Genomic DNA, 19,948 nt, shown 5'->3' on the forward strand with positions numbered 1-19,948 from the left:
CGGGTGGAGGTCTCCTCCGTTGACCCTTGTTCGCCGCCGGTCACAGAATCGCTGAAGTGGACACAGGGAGGGAGATCGTGGGCGAGCAGCTCGAACGATCGGACCGGCGGCTTGCCGAGGACCCGATCGCGATCGTGGGCCTGTCCGGCCTGTTCCCGAAGGCGCGCGACCACCGGGAGTACTGGCAGAACATCGTCGACGCGGTGGACTGCACCGAGGAGGTGCCCGCGTCCCGGTGGAAGATCGACGACCACTACGACCCCGATCCCGGTGCGGCGGACAAGACCTACTCGCGGCGCGGCGCGTTCATCCCGGACGTCGAGTTCGACCCGCTGGAGTTCGGCCTGCCGCCCAACCAGCTCGAGGTCACCAGCACGATGCAAACCCTGAGCCTCGGGGTGGCGCGTGACCTGCTCCGGGACTGCGGCGCCGATGGCGACTGGTACGACCCCCGGCGCACCGGCGTGGTGCTGGGCGTCACCGGGCCGGTGCCGCTGATGCACCCGCTCGCCGCGCGGCTGTCCACTCCGGTGCTCAAGGAGGTCGTCCGCAGCTGCGGGCTGTCCGAGCAGGACGCCGACGCCATCGCGGACAAGTACGTCAGCTCGTTCGCGCCATGGGAGGAGAATTCCTATCCCGGCTTGCTCGCCAACGTGGTCGCGGGCCGGGTGGCCAACCGGCTCGGCCTCGGCGGCCTGAACTGCACGGTGGACGCCGCCTGCGCGGCCTCGCTTTCCGCGATGCGCACCGCGATCGCCGAGCTGGTCGACGGCAGGGCGGACACCATGATCACCGGCGGGGTGGACACCGAGACCACCATTTTCACCTACCTCTGCTTCAGCAAGGTGGGTGCGCTGTCCCGGCGCGACCGGATCAGCCCGTTCGACGACGCCGCCGACGGGACGCTGCTTGGCGAGGGCATCGGCATGCTCGCGCTGCGGCGGCTCGCCGACGCCGAACGGGACGGCAACAGGATCTACGCGGTCATCCGAGGCATCGGCTCCTCCAGCGACGGCCGGGCGAAGAGCATCTACGCGCCGCACGCGCAGGGCCAGCGCCTCGCGCTGGAGCGCGCCTACGCGGACGCGGACTGCTCGGCCGCCACGGTGGAGCTCTTCGAGGCACACGCGACCGGTACCGCGGTCGGTGACCGCACCGAGCTGACCGCACTCGGCGAACTGCTCCGGGATTCGGCCGGTGCACGGCACGGCGCCGCACTCGGCAGCGTCAAGTCGCAGATCGGCCACACCAGGGGTGCGGCGGGTGCGGCGAGCGTGCTGAAACTTGCGCTCAGCCTGTACCACCGGGTGCTGCCGCCGACGATCAACGTCGAGCGTCCCAGCCAGGCGGTCGATTTCGCGGACAGCCCGTTCTACCTCAACATCCGCACCCGGCCCTGGGTCCGCGACCCGCACCGGCCCCGGCGGCGGGCGGCGGCCTCGGCGATGGGGTTCGGCGGGACGAACTTCCACATCGTGCTCGAGGAGCACGACCACGGGCCGATCCTGCACCGCACCCCGCGCGCCCACCTGTGGCACGCGCCGGACACCGCGGCGCTGCTCGACCTGCTGCGCTCGGGCGCCGCGCCGACCGACGCCGAGGTGATTCCCGCCGACCACGCGCGGATCGGCTTCGTGGCCACGGACGACGAGGCGGAGCTGCGGAAGCTGGCGGCCTCGCAGCTCGCGGCCCGGGCGGATGCCGCCGAGTGGAGCCACCCGCGAGGTGTGTTCTTCCGCCGGGCGGGGCTGCCGGAGCTCAAGGTCGGGGCGCTGTTCGCCGGGCAGGGCAGCCAGTACCTCGACATGGGGCTGAAGGCCGTGCTCAACACGCCCACCATCGCGGACACCCTGGACGAGGCGAACGCGTTCTTCGACGACGCCGGTCCCCGGCTGGCGCAGGTGATGTTCCCGCCGCCGGTGTTCGACGCCGCGCAGCGCCAGGCGCAGAAAGACCTGCTGCGCGGCACCGAGTACGCGCAGCCGGCGATCGGCGCGCTGGCGGCGGGGCAGTTCCGGTTCCTGCGCGGCCTCGGCTTGCGCTGCGCCGGCTACCTCGGGCACAGCTTCGGTGAGGTCACCGCGCTGTGGGCGGCGGGCTCGGTGTCCGATGCCGACTTCTTCCGGCTGGCCCGAGCGCGTGGCCAGGCGATGATGCCGGTCAGCACGGAGGCCGACCCCGGCGCGATGGTGGCGGTCAACGCCAGCCGCGAGCAGGTCGAAGAGATCCTGGCCGGCATCGGTGACGTGGAGATCTGCAACCACAACGCACCGGACCAGGTCGTCGTCGGGGGCGGCACGGCCGCGGTGGAAACGGTGATCCAGGTCTGCGTCGGACGTGGGGTCGCCGCGCGCCGGCTGCCCGTCGCCGCCGCGTTCCACACCCACTACGTCGGCCATGCCGTCGAGGCGTTCCGGCCGGCCGTGGAGTCCGTCCACATCGGAGCGCCGGGTGCACCCGTGCACACCAACTCGCCGGGCGCGAGCTACGGCGCTGACACCGAGGCCAACCGCCGCGTGCTGCTGGCCCAGCTGCGCCAACCGGTCGAGTTCGTGGCGGCGCTGCGGACGATGCGGGAGGCCGGCTGCACGGTGTTCGTCGAGTTCGGGCCCAAGCAGGTGCTGACCTCGGTAGCCCGGCGCACCCTCGGCGACACCGCTGTGGTCATTCCCACCGACAGCGGCCCGCACGGCGACAGCGACGCGGCGCTGAAGCAGGCGGCGCTACGGCTCGCCGTGCTCGGCGCGCCGATCGCGCGGATCAACCGCTTCCAGTCCGCCGAACCCGAAGTTCCGCAGGCGCGGGGCCACACCGTCACCCTGTCCGCCCCCGAGTACGTGCCCGAAGAACGCCGCAACAGCTACCAGGAAGCTCTGAACGGAGGGCATCGCATGGCCAAACCCGAGCCTCCCGCGGCGCAGGCTCCCGCCCCCGCCCCGGCGAAACCGAAACCGAAGCCGGACAGCGTGTTGCAGCAACATCTGGCCGTGCACACCGAATATCTGCAGGGTCAGCTTCGCGTTGCCGAGCAGCTCGTCGCGGCGATCGGGCAGGGCACCGTGGACTCGGCACTGGCCGAGGCGGTGGTCGCGGTCAAGGACCAGAGCGTCGCGATCGGCAAGGCGCATACCAAGGCGAACGAGATCCTGGCCGCGCTGGCCGGAATCGAACTCGGCGCGACGGTCCCCGAGCCGGCGGCGGAAGTGCCGTTGCCAGAGCCGGTCGACACCTGGGCACCCGCACCCGCCGCGGTGCCGGAGCCCGTGCTGCCCGCCCCGCCGCCGGTGAACTCGGCCCCCGTGGACCCGGCACCCGCGGCGCCGGTTGTCGCTGCCCCGCCGCCTGCCCCGCCGCCGGTCGCGGCTGCTCCGGCCGGTGATGTCCGGTCGGTCTTGCTGGAGGTGGTGGCGGAGCGGACCGGTTATCCGGTGGAGATGCTCGATCCGGGCATGGACCTGGAAGCCGATCTCGGCGTCGACTCGATCAGGCGGGTGCAGGTGCTCGCGGCGGTGCAGCAGAGACTCCCTGGCCTGCCGAGGGTGGGGCCCGACCTGCTGGGGGAGCTGCGCACCCTGGACCAGATCGTCGGCTACCTCGATGGCAGGGGTGATGCGGACCCAAAAGCGCTTGACGCCGGGGCGAAGGCATCCCGGCACCGGGTCGAGCTGACCGAACTCGCGCCGATGGACCTGCTGGCGGAGCCCTACCGCGCCGACCCGGTCGCGGTGGTGCTCGGTACGGACGAGCTGGGGATCGCCGGGGCGCTGGAATACCGCGGCTGGACGGTCCGGCGCACCTTCGACGGCGATCCGGTGGACCTGTGCCTGGTGCTACTGGCGGAGAACACAGAGAACGCAGAGAACGCAGACAACACAGAGAACGCAGACTGGGCGGCCATCAGCAGCCTGACCGAGACGATCATGACCGCCGGTCAGGCGATCGGCCCGCTCACCGCGGTGACCGGCACCCGCGCGGCCTTCGTGACGGTGACCCGGCTCGACGGCGAGCTGGGCTGGCGGGGCCGGCGGACGGCGGGTGAGGCGCTGCTCGGCGGGGTCGGCGGGATCGTCAAGACGCTGGCGATCGAAGAGCCCGCGTTGTTCTGCCGTGCGATCGACCTCGATCCGGCGCTGCCGTCCCGGGAGTCCGCCGACGCACTGCTGGCCGAGCTGTACGACGCGGCGACCGACACCCTGGAGGTCGGGGTGGCCGCGGACGGCCGTCGATGCACGGTGGTGCCGAGTCGTCACGCCGGGGCCAAGGAGATCTCCCAGGTCGACCCGGCGGCGGCCTTCGACGGCACCGGGCTCGACACCGACGAGCTGCTGGTGGTCAGTGGCGGCGCCCGTGGCGTCACGGCGCTGTGCGTGCGCGAGCTGGCCGAGCGCAGTTCGGCGGAGTTCATCCTGCTCGGGCGGACCGAGCTCACCGACGAGCCGGAGTGGGCACGCGGAGTCGCCGACCACGACCTCAGGCGCGCCGCCATGGTCGCACTGGAGCGTCCGGCACCGCGCGAGGTCGAACGCGAATGCCGGAACATCGTGGCCCAGCGGGAAATCCGGGCCACCATGGCCGCGCTCGGGACGCGGGCCAGCTACCACGCCGCGGACGTCACGGACTCCGACGCCGTGCGGGCCGCGCTCGGTGACCGCCGGGATCGGGTCACCGGGTTCGTGCACGGCGCCGGGGTGCTCGCCGACGCGATGCTGCCGGATGTCACGGCCGAGCAGTGCGATCGCGTGTTCGCGGTGAAGCTGGCCGGGGCGCGGACCGTGCTCGCCGTGCTGAAGGACGCGCCACTGCGGCACCTGGTGTTCTTCACCTCCGTGGTGGGACTGCTCGGCAACGCCGCACAGGCGGCCTACGCCGCGGCGAATGAGGCGCTGTGCCGGGTGGCCGCGAGCTGGCGGGCCGGCCATCCCGGGATGCACGTCACGGCGGTCGACTGGAGCGCATGGCACGGCGGGATGGTGGCGCCGGAACTCGGTGAGCTGCTCACCGCTCGTGGCGTACCGCTGCTGGAGCCGGCTGCCGGGGCGCGGGCCTTCGCGGAGCAGTTCACCGCCGAACGCGCCGCCGAGACCTGTGTGCTCGTCGGCGCGGACATCGCGCTCAGCGAGCTTCGCCGTCCACCGCGTCCCGCGTTCACCGCCTACCGGAGTCTGGCGCCGCTGGCCGGTGATCCGTTCGGACCGGCGCAGGTCGCCTTCGGCCTCGGCTGGCTGGTCAATGTGCTGGAGCGAGCCCATTCCGGGCTTCAGGTGGTGGAGGTCCGCGATTACCAGGTGCGCGACGGCACCGTGTTCGACGGTGACCCGCCGGGCGAACCTCGGGTCGAGGCGCGGGCCGGAAGCTGCGAAGGGGAGCGGATCGTGGTCACCGCCGCGGTGCGTTCGACCTCGCACCGCGGGCTGCCCACCACCCACTACACGGGGACTTTCGTGCTCGCGCCCGGTCCACCCCGGGCGCCGGGCGACCGGGGCGAAGGCGACCTCGTCGTCGAATGCCGGTTGTCCGAACAGTCGGTGGCCGGCGGCGCCTTCGGTGGGCGGCTGTACCACCCGGTGCTCGCCGACCTGCTGTTTCAGAAAACGTCGCTGCTGCACGAGGACCTGGTCGGTGTGCCGCGCGAGATCGGTCGCGCGGAGTTCTTCGCGCGGCTCCCCGACGACCAGCCGTTCCTGCTGGTGCTGGAGAAGGTGGCGGCGGGTGCGGACAGCGTGACGGTGAACGTGACCGCCAACGACGGCGCGGGGCGGGTCCTCCAGCGGCTCACCGCGGTGACCGCGGCGCCCGCTCCGGAACGTGGTGCGTCCGGATGACCTCGCTCGAGTTCTTCGGTGAGCCGTTCGACGCACTGGCCTGGTCGGCGGCCGAGCCTATCCGGCGGCCGGTCCCGGCGGGTGCCGCGGAGATCGCCCGGGAGCTGCGCATGACCACCATCGACGCGCATCTGAGCGCGCTCCGCGCCCAGGAGCGGCTGCAGCTGCGCACGCTTCCCAGGTCGTCCGCGGCCACGGCCGGGGAAGACGCGTTCAAGCCGCTGGCACGCACGAAGGTCACCCGGCTGGACCGCCGGCAACTCGCGAGACTGGCGGCGGGGAACGTCGCGGGCGTCTTCGGGCCCGCGTACGACCAGGAAGGCGCGAACCCGGACCTCCGGCTCGGCGCCGGGAAACCGGTGCTGCTCACCTCGGCGGAGCTGCACGGGCGCGGTCTCACCGCCACCTGCGGCCGAGCTGACCTGGACGAGGTGGCCACTCAGGCCGCGCAGCTGTTCGCGCTGTTCCTCGGCCTGCAGCTGTGCTTCGCGGACGCGGTCTTCGTCCGGACGGGCGGCCGGGTCGAAGGCACCGCGGAAGGTGGGCTGACCCTGCGGCTGGTGGCCGCGGATCTGGTGCCCCGGCCATGGCTCCGGATGCGTGCGGAGAACACAGCAGATCGGACGGTCGAGTTGACCGTCGAGGTGCGGGAGAAGCCGGGAACGCCGATCGGCCCGTCCCGCGGCGGGACCATTCCGAAGTGGCTGGCCCGCAAGGGCGCTCTGCTCGGCGAGTTCCACCTGGCCCAGCTCTCGCGGGGCGAGCAGAGCGTCGCGCTCGGTCCCGAGTACGCACCGCACGACGGCGGTAAGGCGCCCCGGCTGCCGGCCGGTGACCTGCTCTTCGTCGATCGCGTGACCGAAGTCCGGGGGCAGCGCGGGAAACCCGGTGGCGCGGTCTGCGAAACGGAATACGACTCGCCCGCGGACTCCTGGTACTACGCCGACACCGCCAACGACTCCATGCCGAACTTCGGCTACCTGGAGATGTCGCTTCAGGCGGCGCTGTTCACCGGCTACTACTTCGGCCCGGTGCCGCCCGCCTCCGGTCCGGTGCCGCTCGCGCGGAACCTCGGCGGGACCGCGACCGTGCTGCGGGAGATCGACCTGCGGGACAAGACGATCCGGCAGCGGTCGGAGCTGTTGTCCAGCACGGTCCTGCCGGGTTCGTCCCTGCAGAGCGTGGCCTACACGCTCTCCGCCGATGGTGCGCCGTTCTACCGGGGCGAGACGATGTTCGGGTACTTCAGCGAAGAAGTCCTCGCCAAGCAGACGGGTCTGGACTCCGGCAAGCCGGTGCGCAGCTGGCTCGACCGGCATCGGCCCGCACTGCGCCGGATCGATCTGCGAGACCGCCGGCGGGACGGTGCGGCGTTGTGCGCACGCGGCAGGCTCGCCTTGCTCGATCAGGTGGACATCGCCGACGGCGGTGGCGAGTACGGCAAGGGATACCTGCACTCGGTGCGCCGGATCGATCCGGACGACTGGTTCTTCAGCCGGCATTTCCCGTTGGACCCGGTGATCCCGGGTTCGTTCGGCGTCGAGTCGGTGGTGCAGGCGATGCAGGAGTGGCTGATCGACTCGGGCGAAGCCGCCGGGCTGCGCGAACCCGGGTTCGTGTTGCCGGCCGGGCTGCCGTTCGGCTGGAAGCTCCGGGGCCAGTTCCTGCCCACGGACGGCGAATGCCTGCTCGAAGTACACCTGAAGGAGCTTCGCTGCGGTCACGGCCGGATCCGGGTCGTCGCGGACGCCTCGCTGTGGAAGCCGGGCCTGCGGATCTACGAACTGACCGATGTCGCCGTGGAACTTCGCGAAAGGGGAGCGCCGCCGTGGTAACGCCGACCATCCAGACCTTGGCCCGCGACGAGGTTTCGATCTACCGGGAGCTGGCGCGCCTGGAGCGGCCGCTGTTCGTGGTGCGCGACGACCACGGCATCGCGGTGACCACCGACGAGCGGGCGGCTCGCCGCGCGAGTGTGCTGGCCGCGGTGCCTCCGCTGCGCCCGGAGTCGCTTGGCGACCCGGACTTCCGCCGGGAGCACGGGGTGTCCGGTGCCTACCAGGCCGGGTCGATGGCCAACGGGATCGCTTCGGCGCGGATGGTGGTCGCATTGGCCAGTGCCGGTTACCTGGCTTCGTTCGGTGCCGCCGGGCTCGCGCCGGCGAAGATCGACGAAGCGCTGGCGGCCATCCGCCACGGACTGGCCGGGAAACCCTTTGCCTGCAACCTGATCCACAGTCCCAGCGAACCGGCACTGGAACGGGCCATTGTGGACGCGTGCCTGAAGCACGAAGTTCGCTGTGTGGAGGCGTCGGCGTTCCTGGACCTCACCCCGCAACTGGTGCGCTACCGCCTCGCCGGGCTGGCCCCGGACGGCCGGCCGCGGAACAAGGTGATCGCGAAGGTGTCGCGTGCTGAGGTGGCCGAGCACTTCCTGCGTCCCGCGCCGCCGCAGTTGGTGCGCGCACTGGTGGAGTCCGGCGACATCGACGCGCGGCAGGCCGAGCTCGCGCACCGGGTGCCGATGGCCGACGACATCACGGCGGAGGCGGACTCCGGCGGTCACACCGACGGCCGCCCGCTGGTCGTGCTGCTGCCCGAGCTGCTCGCGCTCCGGGACCGCGTCCAGGGTTCCGGCAGCAGGATCCGGATCGGCGCCGCGGGTGGGATCGGCACCCCCGCCGCGGCCGCGGCCGCGTTCACCCTCGGCGCGGCCTATGTGGTCACCGGTTCGATCAACCAGGCCTCGGTCGAAGCGGATCAGTCCGAGGCGGCGAAGCGCCTGCTGGCGCGGGCCGGGGTGGCGGACTGCGGCATGGCACCCTCGGCGGACATGTTCGAAATGGGCGTCAATGTGCAGGTGCTCAAGCGCGGCACGATGTTCGCCGGGCGGGCGAAACGACTCTACGAGGCATACCGGAACTACGACGGGATCGAATCGCTGCCCGCCGCCGAACGCGGTGAGCTGGAACGGCAGATCTTCCAACGGCCGCTGGAGGAGGTCTGGACCGAGTGCGTGCGCTACTTCGCCGAGCGCGACCCGGCGCAGACCGAGCGGGCCGCCGGCGACCCCAGGCGCCGGATGGCACTGGTCTTCCGTTGGTACCTGGGGCTTTCCTCGGCCTGGAGCATCGCAGGGGACGAGGAACGCGCGCTGGACTACCAGATCTGGTGCGGCCCGGCGATGGGTGCCTTCAACGGCTGGGTCGAGGGAACCCACCTGGCCGAGCCGGCGAACCGGCGGGTCGCGGACCTGGCCGCGCAGCTGATGCGCGGCGCGGCCTTCGCCGGCCGGGTAGCTCAGCTCCGCCTCGCCGGGGTGCGGGTTCCGGCCGGCTGCACGACCTACGTACCTACGCGCCAGGGGATCAGCTGAACAGGCTCACCTTGTCGATCTGCTCGGTCGCGGTGGCGAGCAGCGATCGTGCGGTACCCAGGTAGGTCGTGGCCTCGACCGGCATGGCGTGGCTGTCGCTGCTGGTCGGGGTGTCCAGCTCCCTTGACCGCTGGCGGAGCAGCTCGATCTGGGAGAACTGGTGCCCGAACTGCGCCGTGACGGCCGTGCCCACGATGTGCTCGGCCGCGCCGGCCGACGGCCGCAGGCCCTGCTGGGCGAGCAGCGCCGAGCCGATCAGCTGCGCGGCACGGGTCAGCAGCACGAAGGCCGACTTCGGGGACGTCTCGGTCAGCGGCTCGGCCGAGTCGATGTGGTCGGCCGCCAGTCGCAGGAACGGCCTGCCGTTGGCCGAGGGACCGCCGGCCATCTCCAGCTGCCCGGTGCGCAGCAGCCGTTTGATCTCCTCCTGGCCTTCCAGGGCGACCCCCGCCGACTCCTGTGCGGAGCGGGGCCGGACGGCGACGACCTCCACCACGGGATGACCGGGTCGCTGGTGCGGGATCTGGCGGGTGTCCAGGTTCTGCCCGAGCGGTACCACGGAGAGGTGCACCGGACGCCTGAGCCGCTCCTCGGTCCGCGCCACCGCGGTGCCGAGGGCCTGGCGGTCGAGGGGCTTGTCCGGTGGCACCACCACGAGCAGCTGGAAGCTGTCGGGCTCCGGCCCGGGAATGCCGGCGAACCGGTCGGCCCAGACCCCGCCCAGCATGATCCGGGCGACATGCGGAACGCAGCCGAACTCCTCGGCGATGACCTGGGGAACGCCGTAGGTCAGCCGGATGAGCTCGGTGAGCGGCCCGACCATGGAGCTCGTCCGGTTGTTCGCGCGGATCAGCCGGATGGTGCCTTCGCGCCGGCTGGTCAGGATTCCGGCGTCTTCGAGCAGCTTGTTCTCCTTGTCGACCGACGCCAGCGAGCTTCCCGCGTACTCGGCCAGCTCCGTCAGGCTGAACGACCGGTCCGGGTTGAGCAGGGTCGCGGCGAGGATGCCGGCCTGCACCCTGGAACGGAACACCGGGAGCAGCGGAGGGGTGCCCTGTGCCCGCCGGGCGTGTCCCGGCTGCGCGGGCGCGTTGGTGGTGACGATGGCGTGGCCGAGCCGGGTGCGCCGCCGGGCCGCCACCGCCGCGAGGTCGAGCTGTTCCTGCGGCACCTGAAGGACCACCGAGAGCCATCGGCGGGTCCCGGAGCGGGGAATCTGGTGGCCGCGTTCCCACCGGGCGACCAGATCCCGGGTGATGGTGGGCCGCCCCGACGCGGTCACCAGTTCTCTGGCCAACGAGTACTGGCTCATCTTCCTCGCGTGCCTCGCGGATCGAATAACGAGAGAGATCGGTTGGTTGACGTCGACTCTCATGATCGATGACCTCCCTATTCGATCTTCACCTCCGTTCGACGCTAGTCGCCGCCGCGGGGAGCGCACTGTACGTTTCGCGCACGATCTCGTCGTTCTGGCGCACCAAGAACCCGATTCCCGCCGGCGGAATTCGTCCCCTGCCACCACCACCCCGAGGCTAGGAACCTGGGATGCAGGCCGGAACTCGCCGGAGGGAGACGCGATTGTGGACAGCCTCACCGAGTCGGTACTGAGCGGCGCCGGGCCGGATGAACTGGAGGGCAAGCCGGTTCCCGCCGAATACCTGGCCGCGCACCTTCGGGCGCAGGACGTGGACCTGTTCCGGGACAGCGCCGAAAAGGACGTCCGCAAGTCGCTGCACGTCGGCCGGGTGCCGATGCCCGAGCTGGCTCCCGACGAGGTGCTGGTGGCGGTCATGGCCGGCGCGATCAACTACAACACCGTGTGGTCGGCGCTGTTCGAGCCGATCCCGACCTTCAAGTTCCTGAGCAAGTACGCGAAACAGGGTCGCTGGGAGTCCAGGCACGACCAGCCGTACCAGGTGGTCGGGTCCGACGCCTCCGGGGTGATCGTGCGCCGGGGCAGCGGGGTACGCGGCTGGTCGGTGGGGGATCACGTGGTGGTGAGCCCGGTGCTCGTGGACGACCAGGAGCCGGCGACGCATGCCGACGGGATGCTGAGCAGCCGCATGCTGGCCTGGGGCTTCGAGACCAACTTCGGCGGCCTGGCGCACTACGCGGTGGCCAGGGCGAGCCAGCTGATCGGCAAACCACGGCACCTGAGCTGGGAGGAGGCCGCGTGCAACCCGCTGTGCGCCGGGACCGCCTACCGGATGCTGGTCAGCCCGGCCGGGGCGCGGATCAAGCAGGGCGACATCGCGCTGATCTGGGGCGCGACCGGCGGCCTCGGCGGATACGCGGTCCAGTTCGTGCGCAACGGCGGTGGCATCGCGGTCGGTGTCGTCGGCTCCGAGGAAAAGGCCGAGCTGTCGCGCAAGATGGGCTGCGACGTGGTGATCAACCGCGCAGAGCTCGGCTTCAACGAGTCCACTTCGGACGATCCGGGCGAGACCGTGCGGGTGGCGAAGCGGCTGGGCTCGGTCATCCGGAAGGAGCTGGGGGAGGACCCGCACGTCGTCTTCGACTACGTCGGAAAGGCCACCTTCGCGACTTCTGTCTACCTCGCCCGCCGCGGTGGGCTGGTGGTCACCTGCGGCTCCAGCACCGGCTTCCACCACCAGTACGACAACCGCTATCTGTGGATGAACCTCAAGCGGATCATCGGCAGCCACGGTGCGAACCTGCAGGAGCAGTGGGAGACCAACCGGCTGATCAGCATGGGGCGGGTCAACCCGATGTTGTCCAGGACCTACCCCCTGCAGGAGGTAGGGGAGGCCGTGCGGCTGGTGCAGACCAACAGCCACGTGGGGAAGGTCGGGGTGTTGTGCCTCGCCCCCGAAGAGGGGCTCGGGATCACCGATCCGGAGCTGCGCGCCCGCATCGGCGAAGAGTCACTACGGATGATGAGAGTCGGATGAACCAGCTGCAGCGGGTCGGCGTGATCGGATGCGGGCTGATGGGTTCCGGTATCACCGAGACCTGCGCACGAGCCGGCCTGGACGTCAGCGTCGCGGTGTCGACCGACCAGTCCGCGGCTCGCGGCCGGCGCCGGCTGGCGAACTCGCTCGACCGCGCGGTGCTGACCGGCAAGATCGGCCGGGACGACCGGGACAAGCTGCTCGACCGGATCGTGCTGACCACCGACCTCGGGCAGCTGTCCGACCGGCAGCTGGTCATCGAGGCGGTCACCGAGGACGAGCCGGTCAAGGTCGGGCTGTTCGCCGAGCTCGACCGGATCGTGCGGGACCCGGCCGCGATCCTCGCGTCGACCACGTCTTCGATCCCCATCGTCCGGCTGGCCAAGGCCACCACTCGGCCCGGCGACGTGGTTGGGGTGCACTTCTTCAACCCGGCGCCGGTGATGCCACTGGTCGAGTTGGTCGGCTCACTCCTGACCGGTGAGCAGACCTACCAGCGGATGTCGGATTTCCTGACCGGCGTACTCGGCAAGCAGGTCGTCCGGGCGCCGGACCGGGCCGGGTTCATCGTCAACGCGTTGCTCGTGCCGTACCTGCTGTCGGCGGTCCGGATGCTCGAAGCCGGGGTGGCGACCAAGGACGAGATCGACAAGGCCATGGAGCTGGGCTGCTCGCATCCGATGGGGCCGCTCAAGCTGATCGACCTCATCGGGCTCGACGTCGTGGCGTCCGTCGCCGAATCGCTGTACCAGGAGTTCCGCGAGATCAGCTACTCGCCGCCGACGATGCTCAGACGGATGGTGGACGCCGGGCTGCTGGGGCACAAGTCCGGCGCCGGCTTCTACCCCGGGTGACGCTAGGACAACTGGAGATCACTGGAGACCACTGGAACCGCCGGAAGAGGACTATCCACATGGCACAGACCGCCAGCACGATACTGGGCACCGGAGCCTATCTTCCGGACCGCGTCCTGCACAGCACGGAACTCGGCGAGCGGCTGGGTGTCGATCCACAATGGATACTCGACAAGACGGGCATCGCCGAGCGGCGGGTCGCGGCCGAGGACGAGGCGACCTCGGACCTCGCGACGCACGCGGCCAGGCGCGCGCTGGTGGCGGCCGGAGTCGAGGCGAGCAGTGTTGACCTGCTGATACTGGCCACCACCAACCCGGATCAGCCGCTACCGTCGACGGCCTGCTTCGTGCAGCACAACCTCGGCGCGTCGAACGCGGTGGCCTTCGACCTGGCGGCGGCCTGCACCGGTTTCATCTACGCGCTGGCCATCGCGCACAGCATGCTCACCGCCGACCCGCGGCGGCAGTGCGCGCTGGTGATCGGCGCGGACATCCACTCGCGCTCGCTCGACTACACCGACGGGGGCACCTGTGTCCTGTTCGGTGACGGCGCGGGCGCCGTCGTGCTGGCGAAGACCGGCGACAGCCGCGGCATCATCACCACCAACATCGGCACGGACGGTTCGGGAACCGGGATCGTGCAGATCCCGGCGGGCGGCAGCCGGCTGCCGGCCAGCGCGGACACGGTGGCGAACGGGCTGCACTACGCCAGGATGCGCGGCCAGGACGCCCGGCGAACCGCGGTCGACGTGCTGCCCGCGCTGATGGACGACCTGGCGCGGGACTCCGGAATCGAACTCTCCGAAGCCGATCTCATCATCCCGCACCAGGCCAACGGGGTGATGATCGAGGAGTGGGCCAAGCTCTTCGGCGCGCCACCGGACCACCTCCACCGGACCATCTCCTGGAGCGGGAACACGGGGGCGGCCTCGGTACCGATCGCACTCGATGACGCGTTCCACAAGGGACGGTTGTCCGAAGGGGACCTGGTTCTCCTCGTCGCACTCGGCGCCGGGGTGACCTGGGGCGCGGCCTCCCTCCGCTGGGCCGTGCCGTCACCGGCGGCGCTGGGGTAGTGCACCACTTTCTGAGGAGAGGAGCGGTACAGATGTCGAACAGGGAGACCGGTCAGCAGCCGGCATGGCCCGGCCCGGCCGCCGGCTGGCCGCCGGGGTTCCCCCGAGTGCCCGGCGACGCCTGGACCGGAAAACCGGTCGACGAGGCGGCCCTGAAGTACGAGGCGCACGGCAGCAATTCGTTCAGCAGGTGCTGGGATCCGGTCATCGCGCAGGCACTGGCGGTGATGACCGGGCCGACGGTCGTGATGGACTACTCGTGCGGCACCGGGCTGTTGACCGACCGGCTGCTCGCCGGCACCGAGGATTCCGTCCTGCTGCTCAATGTTGACGTGTCGCCCAGATACCTGCGAGTGATACTGGAGAAGTTCGAAGACGAGCCGCGAGTGGCGATGCGATTGTTGCAGCGCGTGCCGGGCACCAACGACCGGTTCCAGTCGGTCGACGAGGTGATCGGGACCGAATTGACCGACCGCGGCATCGACCTGCTGATCTCGACCAACGCCATCCACCTCTACGCGGACCTTTCCGAGACGCTGGAGACCTGGCACAAGGTGCTGAAGCCCGGCGGGATCGCGCTGGTGAGCACGGGTGACATGACCAACCCCGACCGCAAGGCCGGCGACTGGCGGCTGCACGATGCGGTCGAGGCGGTCAACGACATCGCCAGTGAAATGGTGCGCACTGAGCCGTTGTTCGAGAAATACCGGGAAAAGCTCGAGAGCGACGAAGTGATGAAGGGGTACGCCGCGCTGCGCGCGCACGCGTATCCGGAGGTCGGCACGGTCGACAAGTACCTGCGGGCGCTGGCCGGCGCCGGGCTGAAGCCGTTGCACTACTTCGAGCAGCTGGTCAACGTGTATCCCGACGACCTCGTGGACTCCCTTTCCCCGTACCACGAGGTCGTGCTGGGTTGGATCGGCGGTACCAGGAAGGTGGAAGGGGCGTCGCCCGCACCGGGGGCGGTCCGCGACCGGTTGTTCCTGCTCAGGTACTGCATCGACAAGCTCTATGCCAAGCGCGACCACTACCAGTGCCACTTCTCGTACTTCACCTGCCGAAAAGAGACCACGCCTCGATGAGCCAACTCGAAGGCCGGGTCGCGCTGGTCACCGGGTCGAGCCGCGGCATCGGGCGGGCCGTGGCGCTGAAGCTGAGCTCGGCCGGTGCGCGGGTGGTGGTGAACGGCACGGACACCGCCGCGGTCAAGGAAACCATCGCGTCCGTGGAAGCCGGGGGCGGCGTGGCCGTTTCGTGCGTTGGCGACATCACGCAGGACGGCTTCCCGCAACGCTTCGTGGACACCGCGGTCGAGGCCTTCGGCGGGGTCGACATCGTGGTGAACAACGCCGGGTTCGCCTGGGACTCGGTCATCCAGAAGATGAGCGACCAGCAGTGGCACCGGGTGCTCGACGTGCACCTGGGTGCCCCGTTCCGGATCCTCCGCGCGGCCCAGCCGGTGATCAGCGCGGCGGCGAAGGGCGAGATCCGGGACCACGGCATCGCACGCTGCCGCAAAGTGGTCAACGTCTCGGCACTGGCCGGGGTCACCGGCAACGCCGGGCAGATCAACTACGCCGCCGCCAAAGCCGGACTGGCCGGGCTCACCAGGACCCTGTGCAAGGAATGGGGTCGGTACAACGTCACGGTGAACACCGTCGCCTTCGGACTCGTCGTGACCCGCGCCAGCAGGCCGATGGACCACGCGGACAACAAGGTGCCGACGATGGACGCTGCCGGCAAGCCGCTGCCCACCGGGGTCAACCCCGAGCTGCTGGCTACGTTGCGGGCGAACATCCCGCTTGGCCGGATGGGTACCGTCGAGGAGGCTGCCGGGGCGGTCTATCTGTTTTGTTCCCCGGAATCGGATTATATCAGCGGTGAGACGGTGAACTGCGGCGGTGGGCTGCTGATCTGAGGGCTTGGCCGGTGCGGGTTTCGGGCCCGCCTTCGGCGCGCCGTGGGGACGGGCTCGGGGCCCGGTTCTTGTCGGGGGTCGCCGATAGAATTCGGGTATGGATAGGGACCAGGCTTGTGAGTTGTTGAAGGACATTCAGGTTATTCAGGAACAGAAATGCAAGTTGGAGGCGGAGCAGCTTCGGCTGGTGGCGCGGTTGAATGAGGTGGAAGAAAGAACCAGAGGGGTGCCAGCCGAGTTGGCGCTTGGGCTGGCGGTCACCGAGAACATGGCCGGTAAGCAGATCGCGCTCGCTGAGGCGTTGGCGACACGGCTGCCGAAGACGTTGCAGGCCATGGAATCCGGGGTCATCGACGGGTACAAAGCCTCCAAGATCTTCGACGCCACCGCCGTGCTCTCCGACGAGAAGGCCCGTGAAGTCGACGCGGTGATGAGCGAACGGCTGGCGGGCAAAAACCCCTCCAGTCTGCGGCGGGCCGTGAACCGAGTGGTCGCCCGAATCGACCCGAACGGATACGCCGCCCGCACCCGACGCCGCCGACTGGACCGCAAAGTCGAACTGGTGCACCAAGGCGAAGGCATGACCACCCTCATCGTCGATCTACCCGTCGAAGTCGGCACAGCGATCTACGCCCGCACCGATCGTGAAGCCCATGCGCTGAAGGTCGCCGGCGAACCCCGCACACTGGACCAACTTCGGGCCGATGTGCTCGCGGATCGATGTCTCCGCGAACGCGGCACACCCCGCAACCCGAAGGCCGACGTGTACCTCTATGTCGACCTCACCACCCTGGCCGGTTTGAACGACAACTACGCCGAACTCACCGGCTCCGGACCCATCCCCGCCTGGCTGGCCAAGGAAATCGCCTACAACCCCGGCTCCACCTGGCGCCGCATCATCACCGACCCTGCCACTGGTCTCCCCGTGGATGTCGGCCGCAGCAGCTACCGACCACCCGCAGCACTCGACCGCTTTATCCGCATCCGCGACCGCGAATGCTGCCACCCCGGCTGCCACCGACCAGCCCAACTAGCCGACCTCGACCACACCACCGACTGGGCACACGGCGGACCCACCAAAACCAACCTCCGCGGCTACTGCAAACGCCACCACAAACTCAAAGACCAACCCGGCTGGACCCACACCGACCACACCATCACCACCCCAGCCAAAGCCACCTACACCACCTAAGGTGATCTCGGCGTCGCGGAACGACTGCACTGTCTACCGCGACTCCGGGATCAACGAGGAACTGGCGGGGCGCCCCGAGACGGCAGCGATCTGCTGGAATGGAAGGAAGAGCACGCCCGGCCGGTGAGCGCGGACAGCGACACCGGGCCCGGGTGCGGTCAACCGTTGTTCTCGGGAAGCCCGCTCGTCCAGGAGCGGTCGCGGACATCGGCCGTCAGCGCCAGTACCTCGGCCAGCAGCGGCTCGTCCAGCGGCGTGCTCGCGGCGCGTACCGCGCTCTCCAGGTGGTCGGTCTTCGTCGTGCCGACGACGGTGGTCGGGCAGCCACTGCGTTGGATGGCGAACTGGTTGGCCAGGAAGGCGACATCGAGGCCACGTTCGCCGCAGTACCTGGCCACTCGCGAGGCCGCGGCCGTGACGGCCGGGCCGGCGGGATGGTTCGGCAACCGGGTGCCGGCCGGGGTGAGCAGCCCGACGGCGACCGCGGCGGCATTGATCGGGGCGGTGCCGCGCTGCTCGCACAGCGGGCGTAGCTCGGTCGCCAGCCGCGTGTTGAGCAGCGTGTAGTGCGCGTACGAGAGGACCGTGTCCAACTCCGTCTCCGCGACGGCGCGCCGCAGGGTTTGCATCGGGTACCCGGTCATGCCGATGAAGCGGCACTTTCCCTCGGCGCGAAGCTGCACCAACTCGGCATGGGTGTCCTCGAACACGGGGTCGAGCTTGGTGAACTCGATGTCGTGCAGCTGGAAGATGTCCACGTAGTCGGTCCGCAGCAGCCGGAGGCTCGTTTCGAGGCTTTCGCGGATTCGCGCGGGGCGGTAGTCGAAGTCCTGGTCGCCGAACCTGCCGGACTTGGTGCCGATCAGCACCTCGCCCCGGCGGCCGGCGAGCGCCTTGCCCAGCCGCTGCTCGGAAAGGCCGTTTCCGTAGTACGGGGACGTGTCGAAGAAGTTGATCCCCAGGTCGAGTGCCCGTCGGACGGTCGCGATCCCGGCGGCGTCGTCGACCGGGCCGAACATGTCGCCCAGCGGCGCGGCGCCGAAGGACACGACGGAGGTCTGCAACCCGGTTCGGCCCAGCGGGCGGTACTGCACGGCTAGACCTCACGCGCGTCCGGGCCGGGATCGGCCCACTCGGCCTGGCGGCCGAGCAGCCAGGCGGCGGCGATCTGCGCCCCGCCGAGGGAGTGGTTGGCAGCCCACCCGCAGTGGACCGGATCGGCGTGGGGCACCGCATCGGCTTCGAGAACCCGTTCGAGCACACCGGCCAACAGCGTCGCCAGCTCGTCGTAGTCCTCGATACTGGTCGCGATGTAGAAGCCGGTCTGGCACCCCATCGGCGCGACGGTGATGATGTCGTCGGACGTGTTGTACAGGTAGTCGCCGATGAAGTGCTCGAGCGAGTGCACCGTGTCGGTCGAGATCTGGGCGATGTTCGGCTGCGCGACGCGGAGATGCCAGACGAACACCAGCCCGGCGGAGGTCTTGCGGCGGTCGGTGAGCCGCAGGTAGGGCGGGGCCACGAAACGGTGGTCGAGGTCAGCCATGCCGAGTCTCCCTGTTGTCGGATTTCCTGAGCGAGCGCATCCAGTCGACCGCGGCGGTCACCTCGGCCGGGGTGATGTCGTTCGCATAGGTCACGCTCCCGATGGACTCGGGCAGCGGTGCCAGCTGCTCGCCGTCGCGATGCCGCACCGAGTCCTCCAGGCCGGCGGCCAGGATCGCGGGCTCGTCCAGCAGGGGATCCCAGGTCGGCAGGTCCAGCTGCCGGACAACGGCGACGATGCGGTCGAGCTCGCTCTCCGAGATGAGCCCGCGTGAACAGGCGATCGACACGCTGAGCAGCATGTCCAGTGCCACCGCTTCGCCGTGCAGCAGCCAGCGGCGGCGTCGCCACGCCAGGGGACTGCGGGACCGGCGCAGCGCCTCCATCTCCACCTTCGGCGACCACGTGTGGCCGAAGTAGGTGGCGCGGGCGAGTTCGCCTTCCCACAGGTTTTCGTGCAGCTCGGTCAGCATCACCTTGATGCCGTCTTCGATGATCTGGGTCGCGGCCGCGTCCGCGGTCGGCGTCGCCGCCTGGAACCGTTCGTCCAGCACCAGCCCGCCGTAGTCTTCGAGCAGCTCGAAGAGGCTCTTGTCGCAGACGATCCCGAGCTTGAGGATCTCGGCCAGCCCGTCGGAGAGCCGGCGGCGCTCCTGGGTGGCGAGGAAACTGCGGTCGGCGATCACCAGCCGGGCAGGGCGGTAGGTGCCCAGCCGGTTCTTGAATCCGTTGTGGTCGCTCGCCGTCTTGGCCCCCACGGTCGCGTCGACAAGGGCCACCAGCGTGGTGCCGTAAACGATCCGCTCGATGCCGCGGCGGTAGATGCTGGCCGCCATGCCGACCACGTCGTTGAGCACCCCGCCGCCGAACACGATGACCGGCTCGCTGCGCCGGGCGATCCCGAAGTCGTCCAGCTCCCGGCAGACCCGGAGGACCGTCCGCATCGTCTTGGTGGCTTCGCCGCCGGGCAGGACGAGCAGCCGGTACTCGATCCCGTGCCGGTCGAGGAAGCCGCGCACCTGCCTGCCGTACAGCCGCATCACCTCGCGGTCGACGACCACGAGGCGGCGCATCGACCCCGCCGGGGTGCGGCCCAGCAGGTCGCACTCGGCACTGTCCGGCCCGGGTATCTCGAACGTACCGTTCAGCACGTTGGGGACCGGACGGACCGCGTACTCGACGACTTGCTTCGCCGTGACGGACCATGCGCCGTCCGGCAACATCGTCAGAGCCATGGAGTCAATCAACTCCCT

Annotated in this window: 13 protein-coding genes; 9 read left to right on the forward strand and 4 right to left on the reverse strand. The window is 70.0% G+C overall.

The window, feature by feature from the left end:
• Positions 1-56 precede the first annotated feature (56 nt).
• The 3 genes from AMYNI_RS46205 to AMYNI_RS0136530 are packed head-to-tail and all read left to right on the forward strand — an operon-like array spanning position 57 to position 9,198.
• Entirely contained in the window at positions 57-5,822 is a 5,766-nt protein-coding gene (locus AMYNI_RS46205; protein ID WP_211225535.1) for a type I polyketide synthase, read from the forward strand.
• The gene (locus tag AMYNI_RS50350; protein ID WP_020673074.1) at positions 5,819-7,657 is read left to right on the forward strand and encodes a hotdog family protein; all 1,839 of its coding nucleotides are present in this window, start codon (positions 5,819-5,821) and stop codon (positions 7,655-7,657) included. The genes AMYNI_RS46205 and AMYNI_RS50350 overlap by 4 nt, the downstream gene beginning before the upstream one ends.
• The gene (locus tag AMYNI_RS0136530) at positions 7,651-9,198 is read left to right on the forward strand and encodes a PfaD family polyunsaturated fatty acid/polyketide biosynthesis protein (protein WP_020673075.1); all 1,548 of its coding nucleotides are present in this window, start codon (positions 7,651-7,653) and stop codon (positions 9,196-9,198) included. Before AMYNI_RS50350 ends, AMYNI_RS0136530 begins: the two co-directional genes overlap by 7 nt.
• Here the strand turns inward: AMYNI_RS0136530 and AMYNI_RS47585 are convergent.
• Entirely contained in the window at positions 9,191-10,510 is a 1,320-nt protein-coding gene (locus tag AMYNI_RS47585) for a helix-turn-helix transcriptional regulator (protein ID WP_020673076.1), read from the reverse strand. The two genes, AMYNI_RS0136530 and AMYNI_RS47585, sit on opposite strands and share 8 nt — an antisense overlap.
• Before the next feature lie 268 nt (positions 10,511-10,778).
• Here AMYNI_RS47585 and ccrA point away from each other — a divergent pair, with 268 nt between their 5' ends.
• The 6 genes from ccrA to AMYNI_RS0136565 all read left to right on the forward strand — a co-directional run bounded on the left by ccrA (position 10,779) and on the right by AMYNI_RS0136565 (position 17,150).
• On the forward strand, positions 10,779-12,110 hold the full coding sequence (gene ccrA / locus AMYNI_RS0136540; RefSeq protein WP_020673077.1) for a crotonyl-CoA carboxylase/reductase: 1,332 nt from the start codon (positions 10,779-10,781) through the stop codon (positions 12,108-12,110).
• Positions 12,107-12,964 carry a 3-hydroxybutyryl-CoA dehydrogenase gene (locus tag AMYNI_RS0136545; RefSeq protein ID WP_020673078.1) on the forward strand — a complete coding sequence of 286 codons (858 nt, stop codon included), beginning with the start codon at positions 12,107-12,109 and terminating at the stop codon, positions 12,962-12,964. The genes ccrA and AMYNI_RS0136545 overlap by 4 nt, the downstream gene beginning before the upstream one ends.
• Positions 12,965-13,023: 59 nt before the next feature.
• Positions 13,024-14,040 carry a 3-oxoacyl-ACP synthase III family protein gene (locus tag AMYNI_RS0136550; protein WP_020673079.1) on the forward strand — a complete coding sequence of 339 codons (1,017 nt, stop codon included), beginning with the start codon at positions 13,024-13,026 and terminating at the stop codon, positions 14,038-14,040.
• A 32-nt stretch (positions 14,041-14,072) separates the two neighbouring features.
• Positions 14,073-15,122 (forward strand): class I SAM-dependent methyltransferase, encoded by a 1,050-nt coding sequence (locus AMYNI_RS0136555; RefSeq protein WP_020673080.1) that lies wholly within the window; start codon positions 14,073-14,075, stop codon positions 15,120-15,122.
• Entirely contained in the window at positions 15,119-15,958 is an 840-nt protein-coding gene (locus tag AMYNI_RS0136560; RefSeq protein ID WP_020673081.1) for an SDR family NAD(P)-dependent oxidoreductase, read from the forward strand. Before AMYNI_RS0136555 ends, AMYNI_RS0136560 begins: the two co-directional genes overlap by 4 nt.
• A gap of 97 nt (positions 15,959-16,055) precedes the next feature.
• Entirely contained in the window at positions 16,056-17,150 is a 1,095-nt protein-coding gene (locus tag AMYNI_RS0136565) for an HNH endonuclease (protein ID WP_084628562.1), read from the forward strand.
• Positions 17,151-17,308: 158 nt separating this feature from the next.
• Here the strand turns inward: AMYNI_RS0136565 and AMYNI_RS0136570 are convergent, their stop codons facing one another.
• From AMYNI_RS0136570 to AMYNI_RS0136580, 3 genes are read right to left on the reverse strand one after another with little or no spacing between them, the layout of a single operon-like run.
• Positions 17,309-18,244 carry an aldo/keto reductase gene (locus AMYNI_RS0136570; RefSeq protein ID WP_020673083.1) on the reverse strand — a complete coding sequence of 312 codons (936 nt, stop codon included), beginning with the start codon at positions 18,242-18,244 and terminating at the stop codon, positions 17,309-17,311.
• Positions 18,245-18,246: 2 nt separating this feature from the next.
• Positions 18,247-18,696 carry an S-ribosylhomocysteine lyase gene (locus AMYNI_RS0136575; RefSeq protein ID WP_020673084.1) on the reverse strand — a complete coding sequence of 150 codons (450 nt, stop codon included), beginning with the start codon at positions 18,694-18,696 and terminating at the stop codon, positions 18,247-18,249.
• Entirely contained in the window at positions 18,689-19,930 is a 1,242-nt protein-coding gene (locus AMYNI_RS0136580) for a sedoheptulose 7-phosphate cyclase (RefSeq protein ID WP_020673085.1), read from the reverse strand. The genes AMYNI_RS0136575 and AMYNI_RS0136580 overlap by 8 nt, the downstream gene beginning before the upstream one ends.
• Positions 19,931-19,948 lie beyond the last annotated feature (18 nt).

This window comes from Amycolatopsis nigrescens CSC17Ta-90 (genome assembly GCF_000384315.1).
Classification (GTDB): domain Bacteria; phylum Actinomycetota; class Actinomycetes; order Mycobacteriales; family Pseudonocardiaceae; genus Amycolatopsis; species Amycolatopsis nigrescens.